The organism is Achromobacter sp. E1, assembly GCF_037039475.1.
GTDB lineage: Bacteria > Pseudomonadota > Gammaproteobacteria > Burkholderiales > Burkholderiaceae_B > Achromobacter > Achromobacter mucicolens.
This window is the reverse complement of the sequence record NZ_CP146253.1, coordinates 902,577-923,621: the sequence shown is the minus strand read 5'-3', so window position 1 is coordinate 923,621 and position 21,045 is coordinate 902,577. Positions and strand designations below refer to the sequence as shown.

General features: G+C 67.5%; 17 protein-coding genes. 12 read left to right on the top strand and 5 right to left on the bottom strand.

Annotation, left to right across the window (positions count from 1 at the left end; genetic code table 11):
* Positions 1-87 precede the first annotated feature (87 nt).
* Genes glyQ through def form a run of 8 tightly spaced genes read left to right on the top strand, consistent with a single transcriptional unit; the run spans position 88 to position 7,547 of the window.
* Positions 88-999: a glycine--tRNA ligase subunit alpha gene (gene glyQ / locus V6V88_RS04220; protein WP_338618021.1), complete on the top strand. Its 912-nt coding sequence runs from the start codon at positions 88-90 to the stop codon at positions 997-999.
* Positions 1,000-3,138, top strand: coding sequence for a glycine--tRNA ligase subunit beta (glyS, locus tag V6V88_RS04215; RefSeq protein WP_338618017.1), 2,139 nt, complete (start codon positions 1,000-1,002; stop codon positions 3,136-3,138).
* Positions 3,135-3,674 carry a D-glycero-beta-D-manno-heptose 1,7-bisphosphate 7-phosphatase gene (gmhB, locus tag V6V88_RS04210; protein WP_338618015.1) on the top strand — a complete coding sequence of 180 codons (540 nt, stop codon included), beginning with the start codon at positions 3,135-3,137 and terminating at the stop codon, positions 3,672-3,674. The genes glyS and gmhB overlap by 4 nt, the downstream gene beginning before the upstream one ends.
* 4 nt (positions 3,675-3,678) lie before the next feature.
* Positions 3,679-4,407: a lysophospholipid acyltransferase family protein gene (locus V6V88_RS04205; RefSeq protein ID WP_062840273.1), complete on the top strand. Its 729-nt coding sequence runs from the start codon at positions 3,679-3,681 to the stop codon at positions 4,405-4,407.
* Positions 4,394-5,404: a SprT family zinc-dependent metalloprotease gene (locus V6V88_RS04200; RefSeq protein ID WP_338618011.1), complete on the top strand. Its 1,011-nt coding sequence runs from the start codon at positions 4,394-4,396 to the stop codon at positions 5,402-5,404. Before V6V88_RS04205 ends, V6V88_RS04200 begins: the two co-directional genes overlap by 14 nt.
* A gap of 45 nt (positions 5,405-5,449) precedes the next feature.
* Positions 5,450-6,592 (top strand): 2-aminoethylphosphonate--pyruvate transaminase, encoded by a 1,143-nt coding sequence (locus V6V88_RS04195; RefSeq protein WP_338618009.1) that lies wholly within the window; start codon positions 5,450-5,452, stop codon positions 6,590-6,592.
* A gap of 11 nt (positions 6,593-6,603) precedes the next feature.
* Complete coding sequence (gene gloA, locus V6V88_RS04190) at positions 6,604-6,999, top strand: lactoylglutathione lyase (protein WP_056320907.1); 396 nt, start codon at positions 6,604-6,606, stop codon at positions 6,997-6,999.
* 14 nt (positions 7,000-7,013) lie between these two features.
* A complete protein-coding gene (gene def, locus V6V88_RS04185; RefSeq protein ID WP_338618006.1) occupies positions 7,014-7,547 on the top strand; it encodes a peptide deformylase in 534 nt (177 codons plus the stop codon).
* On the opposite strand, the gene V6V88_RS04180 is transcribed toward def, so the two are convergent.
* On the bottom strand, positions 7,544-9,952 hold the full coding sequence (locus tag V6V88_RS04180) for an acyl-CoA dehydrogenase (RefSeq protein ID WP_338618004.1): 2,409 nt from the start codon (positions 9,950-9,952) through the stop codon (positions 7,544-7,546). The genes def and V6V88_RS04180 overlap by 4 nt on opposite strands.
* A gap of 143 nt (positions 9,953-10,095) precedes the next feature.
* On the opposite strand from V6V88_RS04180, the gene V6V88_RS04175 reads away from it, so the two are divergent.
* Positions 10,096-11,325, top strand: a complete 1,230-nt coding sequence (locus V6V88_RS04175) for a spore maturation protein (RefSeq protein ID WP_223574323.1) — start codon at positions 10,096-10,098, stop codon at positions 11,323-11,325.
* A 10-nt stretch (positions 11,326-11,335) separates the two neighbouring features.
* Here V6V88_RS04175 and pyk read toward each other — a convergent pair whose 3' ends face one another.
* On the bottom strand, positions 11,336-12,778 hold the full coding sequence (gene pyk, locus V6V88_RS04170) for a pyruvate kinase (protein WP_142050874.1): 1,443 nt from the start codon (positions 12,776-12,778) through the stop codon (positions 11,336-11,338).
* Positions 12,779-12,883: 105 nt separating this feature from the next.
* Here pyk and V6V88_RS04165 point away from each other — a divergent pair, with 105 nt between their 5' ends.
* The gene (locus V6V88_RS04165; protein ID WP_175236524.1) at positions 12,884-14,026 is read left to right on the top strand and encodes a glycerate kinase; all 1,143 of its coding nucleotides are present in this window, start codon (positions 12,884-12,886) and stop codon (positions 14,024-14,026) included.
* Positions 14,027-14,327: 301 nt separating this feature from the next.
* Here V6V88_RS04165 and rsmA read toward each other — a convergent pair whose 3' ends face one another.
* From rsmA to V6V88_RS04150, 3 genes are read right to left on the bottom strand one after another with little or no spacing between them, the layout of a single operon-like run.
* On the bottom strand, positions 14,328-15,119 hold the full coding sequence (rsmA, locus tag V6V88_RS04160) for a 16S rRNA (adenine(1518)-N(6)/adenine(1519)-N(6))-dimethyltransferase RsmA (protein WP_152383490.1): 792 nt from the start codon (positions 15,117-15,119) through the stop codon (positions 14,328-14,330).
* Positions 15,120-15,137: 18 nt separating this feature from the next.
* Entirely contained in the window at positions 15,138-16,730 is a 1,593-nt protein-coding gene (locus V6V88_RS04155) for a peptidylprolyl isomerase (RefSeq protein WP_223574321.1), read from the bottom strand.
* Positions 16,727-19,108 (bottom strand): LPS-assembly protein LptD, encoded by a 2,382-nt coding sequence (locus V6V88_RS04150; RefSeq protein WP_152383488.1) that lies wholly within the window; start codon positions 19,106-19,108, stop codon positions 16,727-16,729. Before V6V88_RS04150 ends, V6V88_RS04155 begins: the two co-directional genes overlap by 4 nt.
* A gap of 168 nt (positions 19,109-19,276) precedes the next feature.
* Here V6V88_RS04150 and V6V88_RS04145 point away from each other — a divergent pair, with 168 nt between their 5' ends.
* Entirely contained in the window at positions 19,277-20,317 is a 1,041-nt protein-coding gene (locus V6V88_RS04145; RefSeq protein ID WP_338617994.1) for a phosphotransferase, read from the top strand.
* Entirely contained in the window at positions 20,317-21,003 is a 687-nt protein-coding gene (murU, locus tag V6V88_RS04140) for an N-acetylmuramate alpha-1-phosphate uridylyltransferase MurU (RefSeq protein WP_062841676.1), read from the top strand. Before V6V88_RS04145 ends, murU begins: the two co-directional genes overlap by 1 nt.
* Positions 21,004-21,045 lie beyond the last annotated feature (42 nt).

Sequence of the window (21,045 nt, the reverse complement as noted above, 5' to 3'; positions counted from 1 at the left end):
CGGGACGAGCCGCTCGCCGCCGGTTAAAATGCCGGGTTTCCCACGCGCAGGGCAGCCCTTGCCCGGCGGCCGAATTCCAAGAATCCTATGCTCACCTTTCAGCAAATCATCCTTACGCTCCAGGAATACTGGGACAAACAGGGTTGCGCCCTGCTGCAGCCCTACGACATGGAAGTCGGCGCCGGCACCTCGCACACGGCCACGTTCCTGCGCGCCATCGGGCCGGAGCCCTGGCGCGCCGCCTACGTCCAGCCCTCGCGCCGCCCCAAGGATGGCCGCTACGGCGAAAACCCCAACCGCCTGCAGCACTACTACCAGTACCAGGTCGTGCTCAAGCCCACGCCCCCTGAAATCCTGGACCTGTACATCGGTTCGCTGAAGGCGCTGGGCATCGATCCCACGCAGCACGACATCCGCTTTGTCGAGGACGACTGGGAAAACCCCACGCTCGGCGCCTGGGGCCTGGGCTGGGAAGTCTGGCTGAACGGCATGGAAGTGACCCAGTTCACGTATTTCCAGCAGGTCGGCGGCCTGGACTGCACGCCCACCACCGGTGAAATCACCTACGGCCTGGAACGCCTGGCCATGTACCTGCAGGACGTTCAAAGCGTCTACGACCTGGTCTGGACGGAAGGCGCCAACGGCAAGCGCGTGCTGTACCGCGACGTGTTCCACCAGAACGAAGTCGAGCAATCCACGTACAACTTCGAGCACTCGTCGGCCGACATGCTGTTTGCGCATTTCAACGACTACGAAGCCGAGGCCAAGCGCCTGATGGACGTGCCGCTGGCGCTGCCGGCCTACGAGGCCGCGCTGAAAGCCGCGCACACCTTCAACATGCTGGACGCGCGCGGCGCGATCAGCGTGACCGAGCGCGCCGCCTACATCGGCCGCATCCGCAACCTGTCGCGCGCCGTCGCGCAGGCCTATTACGATTCCCGCGAACGACTGGGCTTTCCCATGCTGGGCCGCGACAAGGCCGCCGGGGAGGCTGCATAAATGACGACGAACATCCGCCCGCTGCTGGTCGAACTGCTGACCGAAGAACTCCCGCCCAAGGCCCTGCAGAAACTGGGCCAGGCCTTTGCCGAAGGCGTGCGCGCCACGCTGGACCGCCAAGGCCTGCTGGCCGAAGGCTGCGCCGTGACGCCGTATTCGACGCCGCGCCGCCTGGCCGTCCACCTGTCCGCCGTGCTGGCGCAGGCGCCCGACCAGGCCTACGCCGAAAAGCTGATGCCCGTGAAGATCGGCCTGACCGAAGACGGCAAGGCCACACCGGCGCTGCAAAAGAAGCTGGCCGCCAAGGGCCTTGAAAACATCGATGTCGCCACGCTGGACCGCGATTCCGACGGCAAGCAGGACTACCTGGTGGCGCGCGGCACGGCCGCCGGTGCGCAACTGGCCGCCGGCCTGCAGGAAGGCATCGAGGCCGCCATCGACGGCCTGCCCATCCCCAAGGTCATGCGCTACCAATTGGCCGACGGCGTCACCACCGTCAAGTTCGTGCGCCCGGCGCACGGCCTGATCGCGCTGTTTGGCGCCGACGTGGTGCCGGTGCAGGCACTGGGCCTGTCCGCCGGCCGCGAGACGCTGGGCCACCGCTTCATGAGCCAGGGCGCCATCGCCATTGCCGACGCCGACGCCTACGTCGCCACGCTGGCCGAAAAGGGCCACGTCGTGGCGTCGTTCGAAGCGCGCCGCGCCGAGATCCAGCGCCAGCTGCAAGAAGAAGCGACCCGCCTGTCCGCCACGCTGGGCGACGACCCCGAAGTGACCGCGCTGCTGGACGAAGTGACAGCGCTGGTCGAACATCCCACCGTCTACGTGGGCCAGTTCGAGGAACAGTTCCTGCAGGTTCCGCAGGAATGCCTGATCCTGACCATGCGGCTGAACCAGAAATACTTCCCGCTGTTCGATCCGGCCACCGGCCGCCTGACGCACCGTTTCCTGATCGTGAGCAACATGCGCACGGACAACCCGGTGAACATCGTCGAGGGCAACCAGCGCGTGGTGCGTCCGCGCCTGGCCGATGCGCAGTTCTTCTTTGAAACCGACCGCAAGACGCCGCTGGCCGCGCGCGTCGAGCAACTGGGTTCCATCGTCTATCACAACAAGCTGGGCACCCAGCTCGAACGCGTGGAGCGCGTGCGCGCGATCGCCCGCGGCATTGCCGGCGAACTGGGCGGCGACGTGTCCGCCGCCGACCGCGCCGCCATGCTTGCCAAGGCCGACCTCGGCTCCAACATGGTGGGCGAATTCCCCGAGCTGCAAGGCATCATGGGCGCGTACTACGCCGCCGGCGACGGCGAACCCGCCAGCGTCGTCGAGGCCCTGCGCACGCAATACCGCAACCGCTACGACACGCCGGTTACCCAGGACACCCTGACCGCCGCCACGCTGTTCATCGCCGAACGCGTCGAAACGCTGGTCGGCATCTGGGCGATCGGTCTTGCCCCCACCGGCGAGCGCGACCCCTTCGGCCTGCGCCGCGCCGCGCTGGGCCTGATCAGCGCCTTCGAACAACTGGCCGCGGGCGGCTGGCTGAAAATCAGCCAGGACGGTCCGCTGACCCTGGACGGCCTGCTGCAACTGGCCGCCAGCACGTTCACGGACGGCAAGATCCCGTCCGGCACGCTGGCCGAGGTCCGCACCTTCATCTACGAGCGCTACCGCAACCAGCTCATCAACGACTTCGACCGCAATGCCGTCGAAGCCGTGATCGCGCTGACCCCGCCACTGCATCAGGTCGCCGAGCGCGTGCGCGCCGCCGCGGCATTCGCGCAATTGCCCGAAGCCGCCAGCCTGGCCGCCGCGAACAAGCGCATCGGCAACCTGCTCAAGAAAGCGGAAGGCGAGATCGGCACGGTGAACGACGCGGCGCTGGTGGAACCGGCTGAAAAGGCCCTGGCCGCCGCCGTGGCCGCCCTGCGTCCGAAGGCCGAGGCGCAACTGGCCGCCGGCGACTTCACCGGCAGCCTGTCCACGCTGGCCCAGGCCCGCGAACCCGTGGACGCGTTCTTTGCCGACGTCATGGTCATGGCCGAAGACCCGGCCGTGCGCGCCAACCGGCTGGCCCTCCTGGCCCAGCTGCATGGCCTGATGAACCAGGTCGCTGACATCTCCAGGCTCGCCCAGTGAAGCTCATCATCCTCGACCGCGACGGCGTCATCAATCAGGACAGCGACGCCTTCGTCAAGACGCCCGACGAATGGATCGCGCTGCCGGGCAGCCTGCAGGCCATCGCGCGCCTCACGCAGGCCGGCTGGAAGGTGGTGGTTGCCACCAATCAGTCGGGTCTGGCGCGCGGCCTGTTCGACATGGACACGCTGACCGCCATCCACACGAAGATGCGGCGCGAGCTCGCCGCGGTGGGCGGCAGCGTCGATGCCATTTTCATGTGCCCGCACGGCCCCGACGACGACTGCTCCTGCCGCAAGCCGCGTCCGGGCATGTTCGAGCAGATCGGGCACCGCTACGACGTCGACCTGGCCGGCGTGCCCGCCGTGGGCGATTCGCTGCGCGACCTGCAGGCCTCCTCGGCCGCGGGCTGCTCGCCGTGGCTGGTCCTGACGGGCAATGGCGCCAAGACGCTGGCCAAGGGCGGCCTGCCCGACAACACGCGCGTCTGCGACGACCTGTCGGCCCTGGTCGACGCCCTGCTGCAGGACGCGTGACCCGATGGCCTGGCTTCGTTCGTTCCTGTACTTCGTGTTCCTGGCCGTCACGGTCATTCCGTATGCCTTCGCCTGTGTCCTGTGGGCGCCGCTGCCGCTGCATTGGCGCTACAAGCTGACGGTCGGCTGGCCCCGGCTGGCCATCTGGGGCGCCAAGGTGTTCTGCGGCATCCGCTGGCAGGTCAAGGGCTGGGAAAACCTGCCCGACGGCCCCGCGGTGCTGCTGTCCAAGCACCAGTCGGCCTGGGAAACCCTGTTCTTCCCGGCCTACATGCCGCGCGAAGTGTGCTTCGTCTACAAGAAAGAACTGCACATGGTGCCGTTCTTCGGCTGGGGCCTGGCGCTCTTGCGCATGATCGCCATCGACCGCGCCAAGGGCCGCGACGCGTTCGAGCAGGTGGTCAAGCAAGGCCAGACCCGCCTGAACGAAGGCCGCTGGCCGCTGCTGTTTCCCGAAGGCACGCGCGTGGCGCCCGGCAAGACCGGACGCTTCAAGATGGGTGGCGCGCTGCTGGCCTCGCGCACCGGCGCCGTGGTCATCCCGGTTGCGCATAACGCCGGCGAATGCTGGCGCCGCAACGCCTTCATCAAGTATCCCGGCATGATCACCCTGTCGATCGGTCCCGCGATAGAATCCAAGGGACTCACCCCCGAGGAACTGAACCAGAAGGTTCAGGACTGGATCGAAGGGGAAATGCGGCGTCTCAACCCCGAAAGGTATGCCCAGCACTGATCAGCTAGAACTCCTGTTCAACACGCAGGAAGACGACGCGCCCGCGGGCGCGCCGCCGCTGATCGCCGTGCCGGCGGCGCCGGCCGCCCCGCGCGCGCCGTCCGCCGGGCCCGGCACCGCCCGCCCCGTCGCGCCTCCCAACCTGTTTCCCGACGCCGCCAAGGCCCCCGCCCCCGCGGGCGAGCCGCTGCTGACGCTGTCGCCCAATGCGTCCTCGCGCGTGCCCACGCCCTGCCCCGACCCGCTGCCGCCCGGCGCGCGCTGGCGCGAGGTGCCCACCGATCAGCAGACCATCGGCTTCGTGCTGCTGCGTTCGCGGCGGCGCAGCATCGGCTTCGTCATCACCGACGACGGCCTGCGCGTGACCGCCCCCAACTGGGTGACGCTGACGCAGATCGACGACGCGGTGCGCGAAAAATCGCGCTGGATCCTGACCAAGCTGCGCGAATGGCACGCCCGCAAGCAGCAGCTGGCCATGGCGCACACGCGCTGGCAGGCGGGCGGAGAGCTCCCCTATCTGGGCCGGCGCATCGTCATCGGCGTGGGCGGCGACAGCCGCCAGGCCAATCTGTCCGGCGACGCCGACGCGCCGCAAGATGGCGACACCCTGTGGCTGGCGCTGCCGTCCCACGCCGACCAGGGCCGCATCCGCGATGCGGCCCAAGCGTGGCTGCAACAGCGCGCGGGCGCGTGGTTCGGGGCGCGGCTGGCGCACTTTTTGCAGGTGAGCGGCCTGAAGATCCGCCGCTGGCGCCTGTCGTCGGCCGCGACGCGCTGGGGGTCGTGCACCAGCGACGGCAACATCATGCTGAACTGGCGCCTGATCCACTTCGCCCCGGCCATCATCGATTACGTCATCGCGCACGAGCTTGCCCATTTGCGCGAGATGAACCACAGTCAGGACTTCTGGCGCGAAGTCGGCCAGATCCTGCCCGACTTCGAAGACGCCAAGAACATCCTGCGGCGTCACGATCCCGCTTCGCTGCCTCAGTTCTGAAGCGCGCGGCACCCAGCGCCTGTTGCGATCCCAAGGAGAATCGAAATGTTGCTGCTGATTCCGGGCCCGGTCACCACCGACGCGCGGGTGAAGGCCGCCATGGCGCAGGACTACGCGCCGTGGGACAACGATTTCCGCACGCTGTACCGGCAGGTGTGCGACGGCGTGCTGGCAATTGCGCAGGCCGGCGCGGACGAGCACGTGGCGCTGGCCTTGCCGGGCTGCGGCCACTTTGCCGTCGAGGCCGCGATCCGCACCTTCGTGCCGCCCGGCGGCCGCATGCTGGCCCCGTCCACCGGCGCTTACGCGGCCCGGCTGCAAAAACTGGCCGCCGAGGCAGGCCGCATCGCCGTGCCGCTATCGGTGGGCGCCGCCGAGCGCGTGGATCCGCAGGCGGTGGCCGACGCGCTGGAACGCGACCCCACGCTCACGCACCTGGCGCTGGTCTACAGCGAAACCGGCAGCGGCATCTGCCACGACGTCCCCCATCTTGCCCGCATCGCCCACGCGCTGGGACGCCGCGTGATCATCGACGCCGTGTCGGCGTTCGGCGCGTTGCCGCTTGAATTGCGCGCCCTGCCCGCGGTCGACGCCGTGGTGCTGACCGCCAACAAATGCCTGGAAGGCCTGCCGGGCGCCGCCTTCGTCGTCGCGCGCCGCGACAGCCTGAATGCCGCCCGCGGCAATGCGGGCAGCTGGTCGCTCGACCTGGCGGACATCTACCAGCACACCCTGGCGCCCAACGCGGGCCCGCGATTCACGCCCGCCGCGCCCGCGCTGGCCGCGCTGGCCGTGGCGCTGGAACTGTTCCGCCAGGAAGGCCGCGAGGCCCGTCTGGCGCGTTACACGGCCAACATGCGCACGCTCTATGATGGCGTGATCGATCTTGGCCTGACCCCATACCTGCCGCCCGAGCTGCAAGGCCCCATCGTCGCCAACGTCCGCGCGCCGGATGCCCCGACCTGGCACCTGCAGCTCTTCGTGGACGCGCTCAAGCAGCGCGGCTATGTGATCAGCAACTTCACCAACACCGAAGAACCCACGTTCCGGGTCGGCTGCATCGGCGCCTTTGGCGCCGGCCAGATGCGGCAGGCGGTCGACGCCATGGGCGGCGCGCTGCGCGACATCGGAATCTCCCGGGAACACGCCGGAACCCCCCAGCGATTCCCCCAACCTCTCATCGCTTAAGGAATCCTCCCATGCGTCTGCTCCACACCATGCTGCGCGTCGGCAACCTCGACAAATCCATCGACTTCTACACCAACGTGCTGGGCATGCGCCTTCTGCGCCGCAACGACTATCCGGACGGCAAGTTCACGCTGGCCTTCGTGGGCTACCAGGACGAAGCCGACGGCGCCGTCATCGAACTGACCCACAACTGGGACACCGACAAGTACGACCTGGGCAACGGCTACGGCCACATCGCCCTGGAAGTCGACAACGCCTACGAAGCCTGTGACAAGGTCAAGGAGCGCGGCGGCAAGGTCACCCGCGAGGCCGGCCCGATGAAGCACGGCAAGACGGTCATCGCCTTCGTGGAAGACCCCGACGGCTACAAGATCGAATTCATCCAGAAGAAAGACCGCCAGGACTGAGCGGAACGCCAGCCATGATCCATCCCATCCTGAAAATGGGCGACCCGCGGCTGCTGCGCGTGGCGCCCCCGGTCGACCGTTTTGACACGCCTGAGCTGCACGCCCTGATCGACGACATGTTCGAGACCATGGCGGCCGCGCAGGGAGTGGGCCTGGCCGCGCCGCAGATCGGCGTGGACCTGCAACTGGTGATCTTCGGGTTCGATCGCAACGACCGCTATCCCGACGCGCCGCCGGTGCCGCAGACGATCCTGTGCAATCCGGTCATCACGCCGCTTTCGGACGAGATGGAAGACGGCTGGGAAGGCTGCCTGTCGGTGCCGGGACTGCGCGGCCTGGTGCCGCGCTACCGCCATATCCGGTACAGCGGCCGCGATCCGTACGGCCAGCTGATCGAGCGCGAGGCCGAAGGCTTTCACGCACGCGTCGTCCAGCACGAATGCGACCACCTGATCGGCCGCCTGTATCCGTCCCGGATCCAGAATTTCTCGAAGTTCGGCTTCACGGAAATCCTGTTCCCGGGCATGGACCCGAATCAGGACGACTAGGCGTTATCGCCGGGTCTTGCAGCAGCGGGGGGCTCGTCCTCCTGCTGTTGCGGCGGCTGCGGTTGCTGTGGCGGCTCCGGCTGTTGCAGCGGCTGCTGCGGCTGTTGCTGCGGCTGTTGCGGCGGCTGTTGCGGCGGCTGCGGCTCCGGCCGCGGTTCCGGCTTCTGTTCCTGCGCCTGAACCGGCGCGCCTTCGCCCGGCGGCGTCAGCGCCTGGGGCGCAAAATCATCCACCTGCAATACCTTCAGCACCGTCGCTTCCGCGGCTTCGAGCTGCGCCGCCTGCGCGTCCGTGATCGCGCCGCGCTGATGGGCTTCGCGCCAGTTGCGCACGTTGGACTGGCGCAGACGATCGCGGATGGGCTGCACCGCGTCGGCCAGCGCAAAGGCGCGGGTCAACAGGCCCAGCGGATCCTCGCCGGGTTCGCGCTGCAGATCCGCCGCCAGGCGCACATGCGTGGGCGACGGCTTGAGCAGCAGCTCGGCGCATTCCCGCGTGAGCGCGTCGTCCGGTCCCTTGGCCAGCCGCAACGGCAGGATGGCCGCCCGCAACGCCCACGACAGCGCCTTGACCGGCAGGTTGCGCAGCACCTGATCCATGCTCTTCTCGATGCGGGCGCAACCCTGCGCCATGCACCAGCGGACCAGCGGCAGGTCATCGTGCTTGCGCCCCTCGTCTTCCCAGCGCTTTAGCACCGCGGACAGCAGATAGAGTTCGGACAGGATGTCGCCCAGGCGCGCGGAGATCATTTCGCGGCGCTTCAGGCCTCCACCCAGTTGCGCCAGCGTGGCGTCGGCCAGCAGCGCGAAGCCCGACGCATAACGGCCCAGCCGGCGGTAATGACCCGCCACCGGTCCCGAGGCCGGCGCGGGCGCCAGCATGCCGCCCGTCCACGCGCGGCCGATCGCGCGCAGCGTGTTCATGCCCGCGTGGCGCAGATGGCGCCAGAAGACATCGTGGAAGACCTCGATGCCGCGTTCCTCGTCGGGGTTGCCCAGCGCCAGGATCTCCGGCATCAGATAGGGATGCGCGCGAATGGCGCCTTGCCCGAAGATGATCAGATTGCGCGTCAGGATGTTGGCGCCCTCGACCGTGATCGCGATGGGCACGGCGCGGTAGAGCGAGCCCAGGTAATTGCTGGGGCCGTCCATGACGGCGCGGCCCGCGTGCACGTCCATGGCGTCGTTCACCGACACGCGCATGCGCTCGGTGGCGTGGTATTTCATGATGCCGGACACCACCGCCGGCTTGACGCCCTGATTGAGCGCGGCGCAGGTCAGGCGGCGCGCGGCCTCGACCAGATAGGCGTTGCCGGCCAGGCTGGCCAGCCGCTCCTGCACGCCCTCGAACTTGCCGATCGGGATGCCGAACTGCTCGCGCACCCGCGCATACATGCCGGTGGTGTGCGCGCACATCGCCGCGGCGGCGGCCGACAGCGACGGCAGCGAAATGCCGCGCCCGGCGGCCAGTGCGCTCATCAGCATCTGCCAGCCCTGCCCGGCGCGCTCGACGCCGCCGATCAGCGCATCCAGCGGAACAAAAACGTCGCGGCCCGTGTTGGGCCCGTTCTGGAACACCTGCATGGCGGGCAGGTGGCGCCGGCCGATTTCGACGCCGGGCGCGTCGGTGGGAACGAGCGCCACCGAGATGCCGATATCCTTGGGCCCGCCCAGAATGCCGTCTGGGTCCGACATCTTGAACGCCAGCCCCAGCACCGTGGCCACCGGCCCCAGCGTGATGTAGCGCTTGTGCCAATTGAGCCGGATGCCGATGAGCTCACGCCCATCCAAGACCTGGCGGCACACGACGCCGGTATCCACCATCGAGGCCGCGTCCGAGCCGGCTTCGGGACTGGTCAGGCCAAAGCACGGGACTTCCCGGCCGTCGGCAAGCCGTGGCAGCCAGTAATCGCGCTGCGCCTGCGTGCCGAACTGCATGAGCAGTTCGCCCGGCCCCAGCGAGTTCGGCACCATGACCGTGACGCCCGCCGTGATGGAATAGGCGGAAATGCGCCGCACCACTTCGGAGTGCGCATAGGGCGAGAACCCCAGGCCGCCGTGGCGGCGCGGAATGATCATGCCGAAGAAACGCTGCGTCTTGAGGTATTCCCAGACGTGCGGCGGCAGATCGCGCCGGTTCCAGGAGATATCCCATTCGTCCAGCATGCCGCACAGTTCGCGCACGGGACCGTCGATGAAGCGCTGTTCATCCGGCGTCAGCGTGGCCGGCGGCACGCTGAGCAGCTTGCGCCAGTCGGGATTGCCCGTGAACAGGTCGGCGTCCCACCAGCTGTCGCCGGCTTCGATGGCTTCGCGTTCGGTGGCCGACATGGCCGGCATGGCATTGCGGGCCCAGCGGTATGCGGGTTCCGAAATGCGGCGCCGGCGCCAGGCGTTGAAATCCATGGGTCCCCCTGTTGTTCGCTACAAGACGTATCGGGCCAAAGTACCAGAATTGGCGCGGCCCGGCCAAGCTGCGGCTTACCGACTCTGCGACAATGGGCGTCGCCGCGCAGATGCGCAATCAACCGCTGTCCGGGCACGTCCGCATGCTGAACAAACTCTGGCTTGGCTTCTTCCTTACCGCTGCCGCGGCCGCGCTGTACCGCTGGCTCGTCATCGGGGACCCGGAAGTCTTTCGCCAGATGGTCGCCAGCCTGTTCGACATGGCGCGCGTGTCCGTGGAAGTGATGGTGCTGCTGTTTGGCACGCTGACGCTGTGGCTGGGTTTCCTGCGCATCGCCGAGGGCGCGGGCCTAGTCGAAAAGCTGGCGCGCGTCCTGGGCCCCCTGTTCGCGCGCCTGATGCCCGAGGTGCCGCGCAATCATCCGGCCATCGGCCTGATCACGCTGAACTTCGCAGCCAATGGCCTGGGGCTGGACAACGCCGCCACCCCCATCGGTTTGCGCGCCATGCGCGAGCTGCAAGCGCTCAATCCCAAGCCGGACACCGCCACCAACGCGCAGATCCTGTTCCTGGTGCTCAATGCGTCGTCGCTGACGCTGCTGCCCGTCACGCTGTTCATGTTCCGCGCGCAGCAGGGCGCGCCCGATCCCACGCTGGTCTTTTTGCCCATTCTGCTGGCCACCAGCGCGTCCACGCTGGCCGGCTTTCTGGCGGTCGCGCTGTGCCAGCGGCTGCGCCTGGCCGATCCGGTCATCCTGCTGTGGCTGGGCGGCGCGGCGCTGGTGCTGGGCGGATTCATGGCGCTTCTGGCCAGCATGTCGGCAGCCGCCATCGCGTCGCTGTCTTCGCTGCTGGGCAACCTGACGCTGTTTGGCATCCTGCTGGCGTTTCTGGTCGTCGGCGCGTGGAAAAAAGTGCCTGTGTACGAGGCCTTCATTGAAGGCGCCAAGGAAGGGTTCGATATCGCCAAGAGCCTGCTGCCGTATCTGGTGGCGATGCTGTGCGCCGTGGGCGTGCTGCGCGCATCCGGCGCGCTGGACTTCCTGTTGGATGGCATCCGCTGGCTGGCGCAGCAGGCAAATTGGGACACGCGCTTCGTGGACGCGCTGCCCACGGCGCTGGTCAAGCCGTTCTCGGGCAGCGCGGCGCGAGCGATGATGCTGGAGACCATGACGCACTTCGGCGTGGACAGCTTCCCGGCGCTGCTGTCCGCGGTGGTGCAAGGCAGCACCGAGACCACCTTTTATGTGCTGGCGGTGTACTTCGGGTCGGTGGGGATTCTGCGCGCCCGGCATGCGGTCGGCTGCGCGCTGATCGCCGACCTGACCGGGGTGCTGGCCGCGATCGGCGTCTGCTACTGGTTCTTCGGCTAGGCGCCCTGCTTCAGTCCACCAGCAGGATCTTCATCCCGTTGGTGCCGCCGCTGTCGCGATAGAAATCGCCCTTGGTCAGGATCACCCAATCGCCGGCCTGCACCAGATTGCGCTTGCGCAGCTCGTCGATGGCGGCGTTGGAAAGATCGGCCGGATCGTAGTCCGATGGCGCGAACGGAATCGTGTACACGCCGCGGAACATCGTCACGCGGTTTTGCGTCACGCTGTGCGGGCTGTAGCAGTAGATGGGCACGCCCGAGCGGATGCGAGACATGATGAGCGGCGTGTGGCCGCTTTCGGTCAGCGCGATGATGGCCTTGACGCCGGGAAAATGGTTGGCGGCATACATGGCCGCCAGCGCGATGGTTTCGTCGCAGCGCGTGAAGGTCTCGCCCATGCGGTGGTGCGACTTCGTGGACGTGGGATGCTTTTCCGCGCCCAGGCACACACGCGCCATGGCTTGCACGGTTTCGACCGGATACTGGCCCGAGGCGCTTTCAGCCGACAGCATGACGGCGTCGGTGTAGTCCAGCACCGCGTTCGCCACGTCGGAGACTTCGGCGCGGGTCGGCATGGGGCTGGAGATCATCGATTCCATCATCTGCGTGGCGGTGATGACCACCTTGTTCAGCGTGCGTGCGTGCTGGATGATGCGCTTCTGGATGCCCACGAGCTCGGCGTCGCCCACTTCCACGCCCAGGTCGCCACGCGCCACCATCACGCCGTCGCTTGCGCGGATCAGCGCATCCAGGGCCTCGTCGTCGGCTACTGCCTCGGCGCGTTCGATCTTTGCGATGATCCATGCCTGGCTGCCGGCCTCGGCAAGCAAGGTGCGGGCCTCGTCGATGTCGCTGCCATAGCGCGGGAACGACACCGCCACGTAATCCAGCTCCATTTCGGCGGCCAGCTTGATGTCGACGCGATCCTTGTCGGTCAGGCTGGGCGCGGACAGGCCGCCGCCGCGGCGGTTGATGCCCTTGTTGTTGGACAGCGGACCGCCCACCGTGACGGTGGTGTGGACTTCGTCGCCTTCCACGCGATCCACGACCAGCACGACGCGGCCGTCATCGAGCAGCAGCTCGTCGCCCACGCGGCAATCGGTCACGAGTTCCGGATAGTCGATGCCCACGATGCTGGACGTGCCCGCATCCTTGGGATGCACGCGCGACAGCGTGAACGGCTGGCCCACGTGCAACTGCACCAGCTTGTCGACAAAGCGGGCGATGCGGATCTTGGGACCTTGCAGGTCTCCCATGATCGCGACGAAGCGGCCCTGCTTGGCCGCGATCTCGCGCACCAGCCGCGCGCGCTCGCGGTGGTCGTCCGCGCTGCCATGCGAGAAGTTCAGCCGTGCGACGTCCAGCCCCGCGCGGATGAGCGCGTCGATGCGTTCGGGCGACGAGGTCGAGGGTCCCAGGGTGGCGACAATTTTTGTGCGGCGCAATACAGGCATGGCGGTCCACTCTCGCAAAAGCAACGAAAGCGCTATGGTACGCCGGCCGCGTTGTCACGGGTATCATGGGTGACACATCGATCACTAACGCGCCCCCTTCCGACCGTGAAAATCGTCATCGCTCCCGACTCGTTCAAAGAAAGCGTTTCCGCGCCCGATGCGGCGGCGGCCATTGCGCGCGGCGTCAAGGCCGCCTTTCCCGGCGCGCACACCGTGTGCATCCCGATGGCCGACGGCGGCGAAGGCACCGTCGAAGCCGTGCTCGCGGCCACCGGCGGCAAGGAACATCAGATCACCGTGAACGACGCGCTCGGCCACAAGGTCGACGCCGTGTGGGGTTTGCTGGACGACGGCACCGCCGTCATCGAGATGGCCGCCGCGGCGGGCCTTGAATTGATCTCTCCTTCCAAGCGCGACCCGATGCGCGCCAGCAGCCACGGCGTGGGCGAGCTGATGCGCGCGGCGCTGGACGCGGGCGCCAAGCGCATCATCCTGGGTTTGGGCGGCTCGGCCACCAACGACGCCGGCGCCGGCATGCTGACGGCGCTGGGCGTGCGACTGCTGGACGCCGGCGGCAACAGCCTGCCGCCGGGCGGCGGGGCGCTGGGCCAACTTGCCTCCATCGACACGCATGGCCTGGACCCGCGGCTCGCCCAGGTGCGCGTCGACATCGCCTCCGACGTCGACAATCCCTTGTGCGGCCCGCATGGCGCGTCGCACGTGTTCGGGCCGCAAAAGGGCGCGACGCCGGAACAGGTGCAGACCCTGGACACCCTGCTGCGTCACTTCGCCGACGTGTGCGCAAAGCACCTCGGCGCCGACCACCGCGACGCGCCCGGTGCGGGCGCCGCCGGTGGCCTGGGTTTTGCCGCCAAGGCGTTCCTGAACGCGCATTTCCGGCCGGGCGTGGAGATCGTCGCAGAGCTGGGCGGTCTGGCCGACGCCGTGGAAGGCGCAACGCTGGTGTTCACCGGCGAAGGCCGGATGGACGCACAGACGCTGCGCGGCAAGACGCCCGCAGGCGTCGCCCGGATTGCCCAACGCGCGGGCGTTCCCGTCGTGGCGCTGGCCGGTTCGCTGGGCGAAGGCTACGAGGCCCTGCACACCTGCGGCATCAGCGCCGCATTCAGCCTGGCCCCCGGTCCCATCACGTTGCAGCAGGCCTTGGCCGACGCCGAGCGCCTGCTGGCCGACCGGGCACGCGACGTGATGCAGCTGTGGATGGCGGCGCAGAAGCGCATGCTGTGATCGGGCCCCAGGGGCAAACCCATCTGCCTGCAACGTTGCGGTTCGCGATGCCAGGTGTCAGACACCCTTGCGGCGCCTTATCAATCTGACGATCACCTCTGACGGGTGTCAGACACCTTGAAGTGCCAGGCAACCGCTGAGACACCCGCCCGTTCGCCAAGGTGTCTGACACCCGCTGAACCGCCGTCACAGGCTGACGCCATGACCCCTGGGTGTCAGACACCGTCTCACGCTCCCAGCATCGAAATGCAAAAAGGCCCCGCGGGGCCTTTTTGCATTGCCATGCCATACCGAAAAGACATCACTCCCGCGCCAACACCCCGGCTTCGACCAGCGCATCCGACAGGCGCATGTAGCGGTCCACCGAAATGTCCTCGGCGCGCGCGGTGGGCGCGATGTCCAGCGCTTCCCAAGGCACTTGCGCGGCCCAGTCGGCCAGGACCCGGCGCAACATCTTGCGGCGCTGCGAGAAGGCGCGTGCCACCACGGTTTCGAAAGCGCGCTCGCTGATGGGCCGCTGGCGGTCCGCCGGCAACGGCACCATGCGCACGATCGCCGACACGACCTTAGGAGGCGGATCGAAGGCCTCGGGCGGCACGTCGAACAGCTTGTGCATGCGGTAGCGCGATTGCAGCATCACGGACAAGCGGCTGAAGTCGCCCGAGCCGGGCTTGGCCACCATGCGGTCGATCACTTCGCGCTGCAGCATGAAATGCTGATCGCGGATGTGGTCGGCCCACGTCATCAGGTGAAACAGCAACGGGCTGGAAATGTTGTAGGGCAGATTGCCCACGACGCGCAGCGCGCCGCCGAACTGCGAGAAATCCACCGTCAGCGCGTCGGCCTCGACCACCGTCAAGCGTGACGCGTCGAACTGCTTGCGCAGCCGGGCGGCCAGGTCGCGATCGATTTCGACCGCGGTGAGATGGTCCAGCCGTTCGAGCAGCGGCCGCGTCAGCGCGGACAAGCCAGGGCCGATCTCGACCACGGCATCGTCGCGGGCGGGCGCAACCGCCCGGACGATGGACTCGACGACGCTGTCGTCGGTCAGGAAGTTCTGGCCAAAGCGCTTGCGCGCCTGGTGTTGAGACATGAAAAGCCCGTAATGCGTTTAGCGGTTGTTCTGCTGGATTTTCTGCTGCTTTTCGAAGCGGTTATCGACGTACGCCTGTGCGCGCAGTTGCTCGAGCCAGTCTTCGAAGGCCGGCTGGGCGCGGCGCTCGAACAGCGTCTGGCGGGCGCGCATGCGCGCCAGGTCGTCGGTCGCGTCGTGCTCGCGGCGCTCTTCCACCTGGATCAGGTGCCAGCCGAACGGCGACTGCACGGGCTGGCTGATTTCGCCAGGTTGCAGCGCGTTCATTGCGGCCTCGAACGGCGGCACGGTTTCACCCGGGTTCAGCCATCCCAGCTCGCCGCCTTGCGGCGCGCTGGCGTCCTGCGAATACTGGCGCGCCATTTCCTCGAACGTGGCGGCGCCATTGACCAGGCGCTGGCGAACCTGCTCCAGGCGCTGGCGGGCCAGATCATCGCTCATGACGGTCGACGTCTTGATGAGGATGTGGCGGGCGCGCGTCTGCACAACCTGCGTCGGGCCCTGGGGCGCCTGCTCGCGCGCGGCCGGCTGAGGCGCCGGTTGCGGCGCGGCTTGCGGCGCCGGGGCGCGGGCCGTACGGCCGGGCGCGGGCTGGGCGGTGCCGCGGTCCATCACCTTGATGATGTGAAAGCCATTGCCGCTTTGGATCAGCTGGCTGACCTGGCCCTTTTGCAGATTGCTGATGGCCTTGACGAAAAGGTCAGGCCAGCCGTCCAGCGGGCGCACGCCCATGACGCCGCCCTGCAGCGCCTCGGGGCCGTCGGACGATGCCGCGGCCAGGCTGGCGAAATCGTCGCCGCGCTTGGCTCGCGCCAGCAGGCCTTCGGCCTTCTTGCGCAGCAGCGCCAGTTGGTCGGGCGACGAGCCTTCCGGCACGCGCACCAGAATCTGCGCCAGCGCGTAAAGCATGGGGCCGGCAGGCGCGGCAGCCTGCTCGGGCGCGGGCTGCGGCTGCGCCTGAGGCTGCGCTTGCGCCGCCTGCGCAGGCGCCGCGCCAAAAGCCGGGTTGCGGCGCTGGTCTTTCAGGAAGGCGTCGACTTCCGCATCGGAAATGACGATGGTCGAGTCGACCGCGCGCTGGCGCAGGCGATCCGAACGGATCTCGTCGCGCAACGATTTGCGGTAGTTTTCCCAGGTCGTGCCGGACTTTTCCAGTTCCTGGCGCAGTTGCTGCACCGTGATCTTGTTGCGCGAGGCGATCGCCTGGATGGCGGTGTCGATCTGTTTGTCGTCAACCCGGATGCCGAGGCGGTCGGCTTCGTGGCGCTGCACGCGTTCCATGATGAGACGCTGGAGCACCTGGTGCTGCAGCGTCTGGTCATCGGGCACCTGGATGCCGCGCGACTTCAGTTCGCCAGCAACGCGCTGGGAGGCGTCGCGCAGTTCGCGCAGCGTGATCACGTCCTTGTCGACGATCGCGGCGATGCCGTCCACGAACTGCTCGCCCTTGGGCGCCGGCGCGTCCTGTTTCTGCGCGGCGGGAGCGGCCTTGGCGCTGTTGGCGCCGCGGCTGGTCTGCTCGGCCGCATGGGCGGCGGGCAAGCCGGCGCACAGGGCCAGCAGCAGCGCGTTGCCGGAGAGGCGGCGCAAAGAGTGCAACCTACGCATCATTCATACCTTTCAAATGTGGTCCCGGCCTGCGCGGGCGGCGTGACGCGCGTGTAACCGGGGATACTTCTGTTCAGCAGGCTCATGGGGTCGGTTCCGAGGGAACCCAGGCCCGTGAGCTCAAGCTGGAAGAACAGCGCGGAATTGGTGTCCGCCGCCGATACGGCGTAGCGCTGGTAGACCATGCGGCCCACCCAGCAGCAGTCGCCCTTGTACTCCAGGCCGGCGATGGCCTGCGTCACGCGCGGAGATTCCGTCGTATTGGCAATCGTACTGGACGGTCCGGAACGCAAAGAATAGTCGACCCGGCCCACACCGTACCAGCGCTTGCTGAATGGCCATTGAACGGCCAGGCTGACCTGGTTCTGACCCTGCGGCTGATAGAACACGCCCGGCTGCGGATCGCGCTGGTAGCGGTAGGCCACCGCCACGGTGGTCAGGCGCTGCGGCGACCAGCGCGCGCTGATGAGCCCGCGCGACCAATTGTTGTCGTAGGGGTTGTACTGCGCGGCGAGGTCCGTGTTGAGCGTATCGGTCAACGCGGCGCTGACGCCCACCAGGAAGTCGGAACGCACGTCCGTGCGCGGGGTTTCCAGCGGCAGCGTGACTTTCTGGTCTTCGAAGTACAGACGCTGCGCCACGCCCACCGACAGGCGCTCGAAACCGCTGTCGGCATCGAGCCAGCGCGTCGTCAGGGCCGCGGTCAGCTGGTTGGCGTTGGCGATACGGTCCCAGCCGCCCGAGTAGATGTTTTCCTCGAATGCCTGGGTGAAGCTGAAGTCAGCCAGCGACGTGTCGAAGACGGGAATCTTGGACTGGTCGCGATACGGCACGTACAGGTAGTACAGACGCGGTTCGAGCGTCTGCGTGGACGATTTGCCGAACAGCGTGGTGTCGCGCTCGAAGATCAGGCCCGAGTCCAGCGACAGGATGGGCACCGTGCGGGACTGCGAGCGCGGCAGGCCATTGGCGGTGCCGCCATTGAGCCCCTGCGCATCCACGCCATACCATTTGGTCTGATACGACGTGTAGTTCACGCCCGCCTTCGGGGTGATGAACCAGCCGGGGCGGACGATCGGATACGAGATCGTCGGGTAGGTCTGGAAGCGGTCGCCATCGGGGGCTCGCAACGCCGCGCCGTACTCCGGCATGCTGAAGCGCACCGCGGTCGAGGTCCAGTCCAGGTCGAAGCCGCCGACGTCGTATCGCGAACCGCGCAGGTAGATCTCGGGTTCCTTGTTGTACGGCGGAACCAGCGGCGCATCGGGATCCTGCAGCGTCTGGAACTTGTAAACCTGCGCGTAGGCGCTCCAGTAGTTGGAGACCCAGCCCACGCGGCCGCGTTGCGGCAGGTAAGTCGTGGAGGCCTGGTTCAGGCCCAGCTGCGAAATGTCGCGGAAGTAATTGTCGTCCGAGACCTTGGCGATATCCCAGTCGGCGTAGAAACCATGCGAGAACTGCTGCTGATGGCGCCACCAGTACATCCAGCGGTCCTTGCCCGTCACGTCGTCATTGGGCAGGTAGGTGCCGTCCATAATGCCGCTGTACCCGTAACCCAGATAGCGGAACTCGCCGCCCAGCTGGGTGCCGCGCTTGGAGAAGTAGCGCGGCTGCACCGTCAAGTCGTAATTGGGCGCCAGGTTGAAGTAGTACGGAATCGAAATGTCGAAGCCGCCCTGGCTGGTCGTGCCGTAGGTCGGGATCAGGAAGCCGGACTTGCGTTCGCGCTTGACCGGGAAGGTCATGTAGGGCGACGCCAGGATCGGCACATCCTTGAAGTACAGGACACCGCCGCGGGCGACGCCTTCGTTTTCGTCGAAATCGATATCGACCGAATTGGCCTTGATGTACCAGGACGGGTTTTCGCACGGGCAGCCGCTGTACGTCACCGTGTGCAGCCGCATCTGCGACTTGCTGAAAATGTCCGCGTGGTCGGCGACGGCAAAGCCGCCGGTGGCGCCCAGCCAGAAGTTGGGCTTTTCGACCTCGCCGGAATACCGGTCCACGTTGAACGTGGCGGACGGGCCCGTGACCAGGGTGCCATCGCGCATCATGCGGGCATTGCCGCGGACGTCGACCTTGCCGGTGTCCTTGCGGTAATTGATCGCATCGCCCTTGATCACGCCGTCGATGCGGCGCACCTGCGCGTTGCCGGTCAGGTTGAGCTCGTAGTCGGGATCGCCCGAAATCGTGTCCGCTTCCATGAAAGCGGGAATGCTCTCGTCGGGCAACCGGTGCATGCGCAGGCCAGGCGAGGTGCGCAATTGCGGGGTTGACGTGACCGACGGCGCGGAAGCAGCGGCGCCCGGGCTACTTTGAGCCTGGGCGGCTCCGGCGGCGACGCTGACTACGGAGAGGATCAACCACGGAACCTTGCGCACGAATGAAAACAGCCCTTTATGACCATGGGAGAGCCGCACAAAGACGCCCACGCGGCGCCAATGCTGACGGAAACGAGCCGGTATTATAGAGAAGCCGCGAACAACGCCCAGCCTTATGTTCGCCAAATCGAAATTTCCCCAATTTTGCCCTTCTGACACGGATCTTCCTTGAAAAACGATCACGACCCCCGCTTGGCGCAGGTGCGCAACTGGCTGCAAGGCCTGCCCCCTGCCCTGAACCTGGCCGTGGAGACGCTGCGCCCCGCGTCGGCTGACGCAAGCTTTCGCCGGTACTTCCGGCTGGACGCGGGATCGCGGACCCTGATTATCATGGACGCCCCGCCCCAGCACGAGGACTGCCGCCCGTTCCTGCATGTTGACAAGCTGCTGGCGGACGCCGGGCTGAACGTGCCGGCCGTGCTGGCGCAGGACCTGGACCAGGGCCTGCTGCTGCTGTCCGATCTGGGCGAACAAACCTATTACCAGCGCATCCAGGACGGCCTGGACGACGCCCAACTGCAGACGCTGTACCGCGAGGCGCTGGCCGCCCTGGTCAAGCTGCAACAGGCCTCGACCGCCGGGCTCGGTGTCTACGACAGCACGCGGCTGGCCGACGAGCTCAAGCTGTTTCCCGAGTGGTACGTGCAAAAGCACCACGGCGTGACGCTGGACGACAAGACGGCCAACGCGATGGAAAAGATCTTCGCCCTGCTGTCGGCCAGCAACGCCGGGCAGCCGCAGGTCCTGGTGCACCGCGATTTCCATTCGCCCAACCTCATGGTCTGCGACCAGCCGCAATACGGCCCCAACCCGGGCGTCATCGACTTCCAGGATGCGCTGGCCGGTCCCATCACCTACGACCTGGCGTCGCTGGTGACGGACGCCCGCACCACCTGGGAAGAACCGCAACAGCTCGACTGGGCGATCCGCTACTGGGAAATGGCGCGTGCGGCCGGCCTGCCGGTCGACGCCGATTTCGCCGAATTCCACCGCGCCTATGAATGGATGGGCCTGCAGCGCAACCTGCGGATCCTGGGCGTCTTTGCCCGCCTGAACCATCGCGATGGCAAGGCCCACTACCTGGCGCACATTCCCCGCGTGAACGGCTACGTCCGCCAGGTGGCGCAGCGCTATGGCGTCTTCACGCCGCTGCTGCGGCTGCTTGACCGCCTGGACGACCGCCAGGTCAGCGTCGGATACACGTTCTGATGCGCGCCATGATTCTTGCCGCGGGCCGCGGCGAACGCATGCGCCCGCTGACCGACCGCCTGCCCAAGCCCATGCTGCCGGTCGGCGGCAAGCCGCTGATCGTCTGGCATCTGGCGCGCCTGGCCGCGGCCGGCATCCGCGACGTCGTCATCAATCACGCCTGGCTCGGCCACGAAATCGAACGCGCGTTGGGCGACGGCGCCGCGCACGGCGTGCGCATCAGCTATTCGGCCGAAGCCACCGCGCTGGAGACCGCGGGCGGCATCGCCCAGGCGCTCCCCCTACTGGGCGACGACCCGTTCCTTGTCGTCAACGGCGACATCTGGTGCGACTGGAATCCCGCCGCCGCGCACGACGCCGCCGGCCTCGTGACGCAGGGCGGCGCATGGCTGCTTCTGGTGGACAATCCCGCGCACCATCCTGCCGGCGACTTCGTCCTGACGGCCGAGGGGCGCGTGCTGGCGCAGGGCGAGCCCCGTTTGACCTTTGCAGGCGTCGGCGTCTACCATCCTTCGTTGTTCGCGGACGTCCCGCGCGGCCAGGCCGCGCCGCTGGCGCCGCTGTTGCGGCAGGCGATGGGCCAGGACCAGGTGCGCGGCGCGCGGCATGCCGGCCGCTGGACCGACGTCGGCACCCCGCAACGGCTCGCCGATCTGGACGCGGAACTGGCCAGCGCGGCCGCGTGACGCTCACATATTTCACAATATCAAGGTGCGCAACGAGGCTTG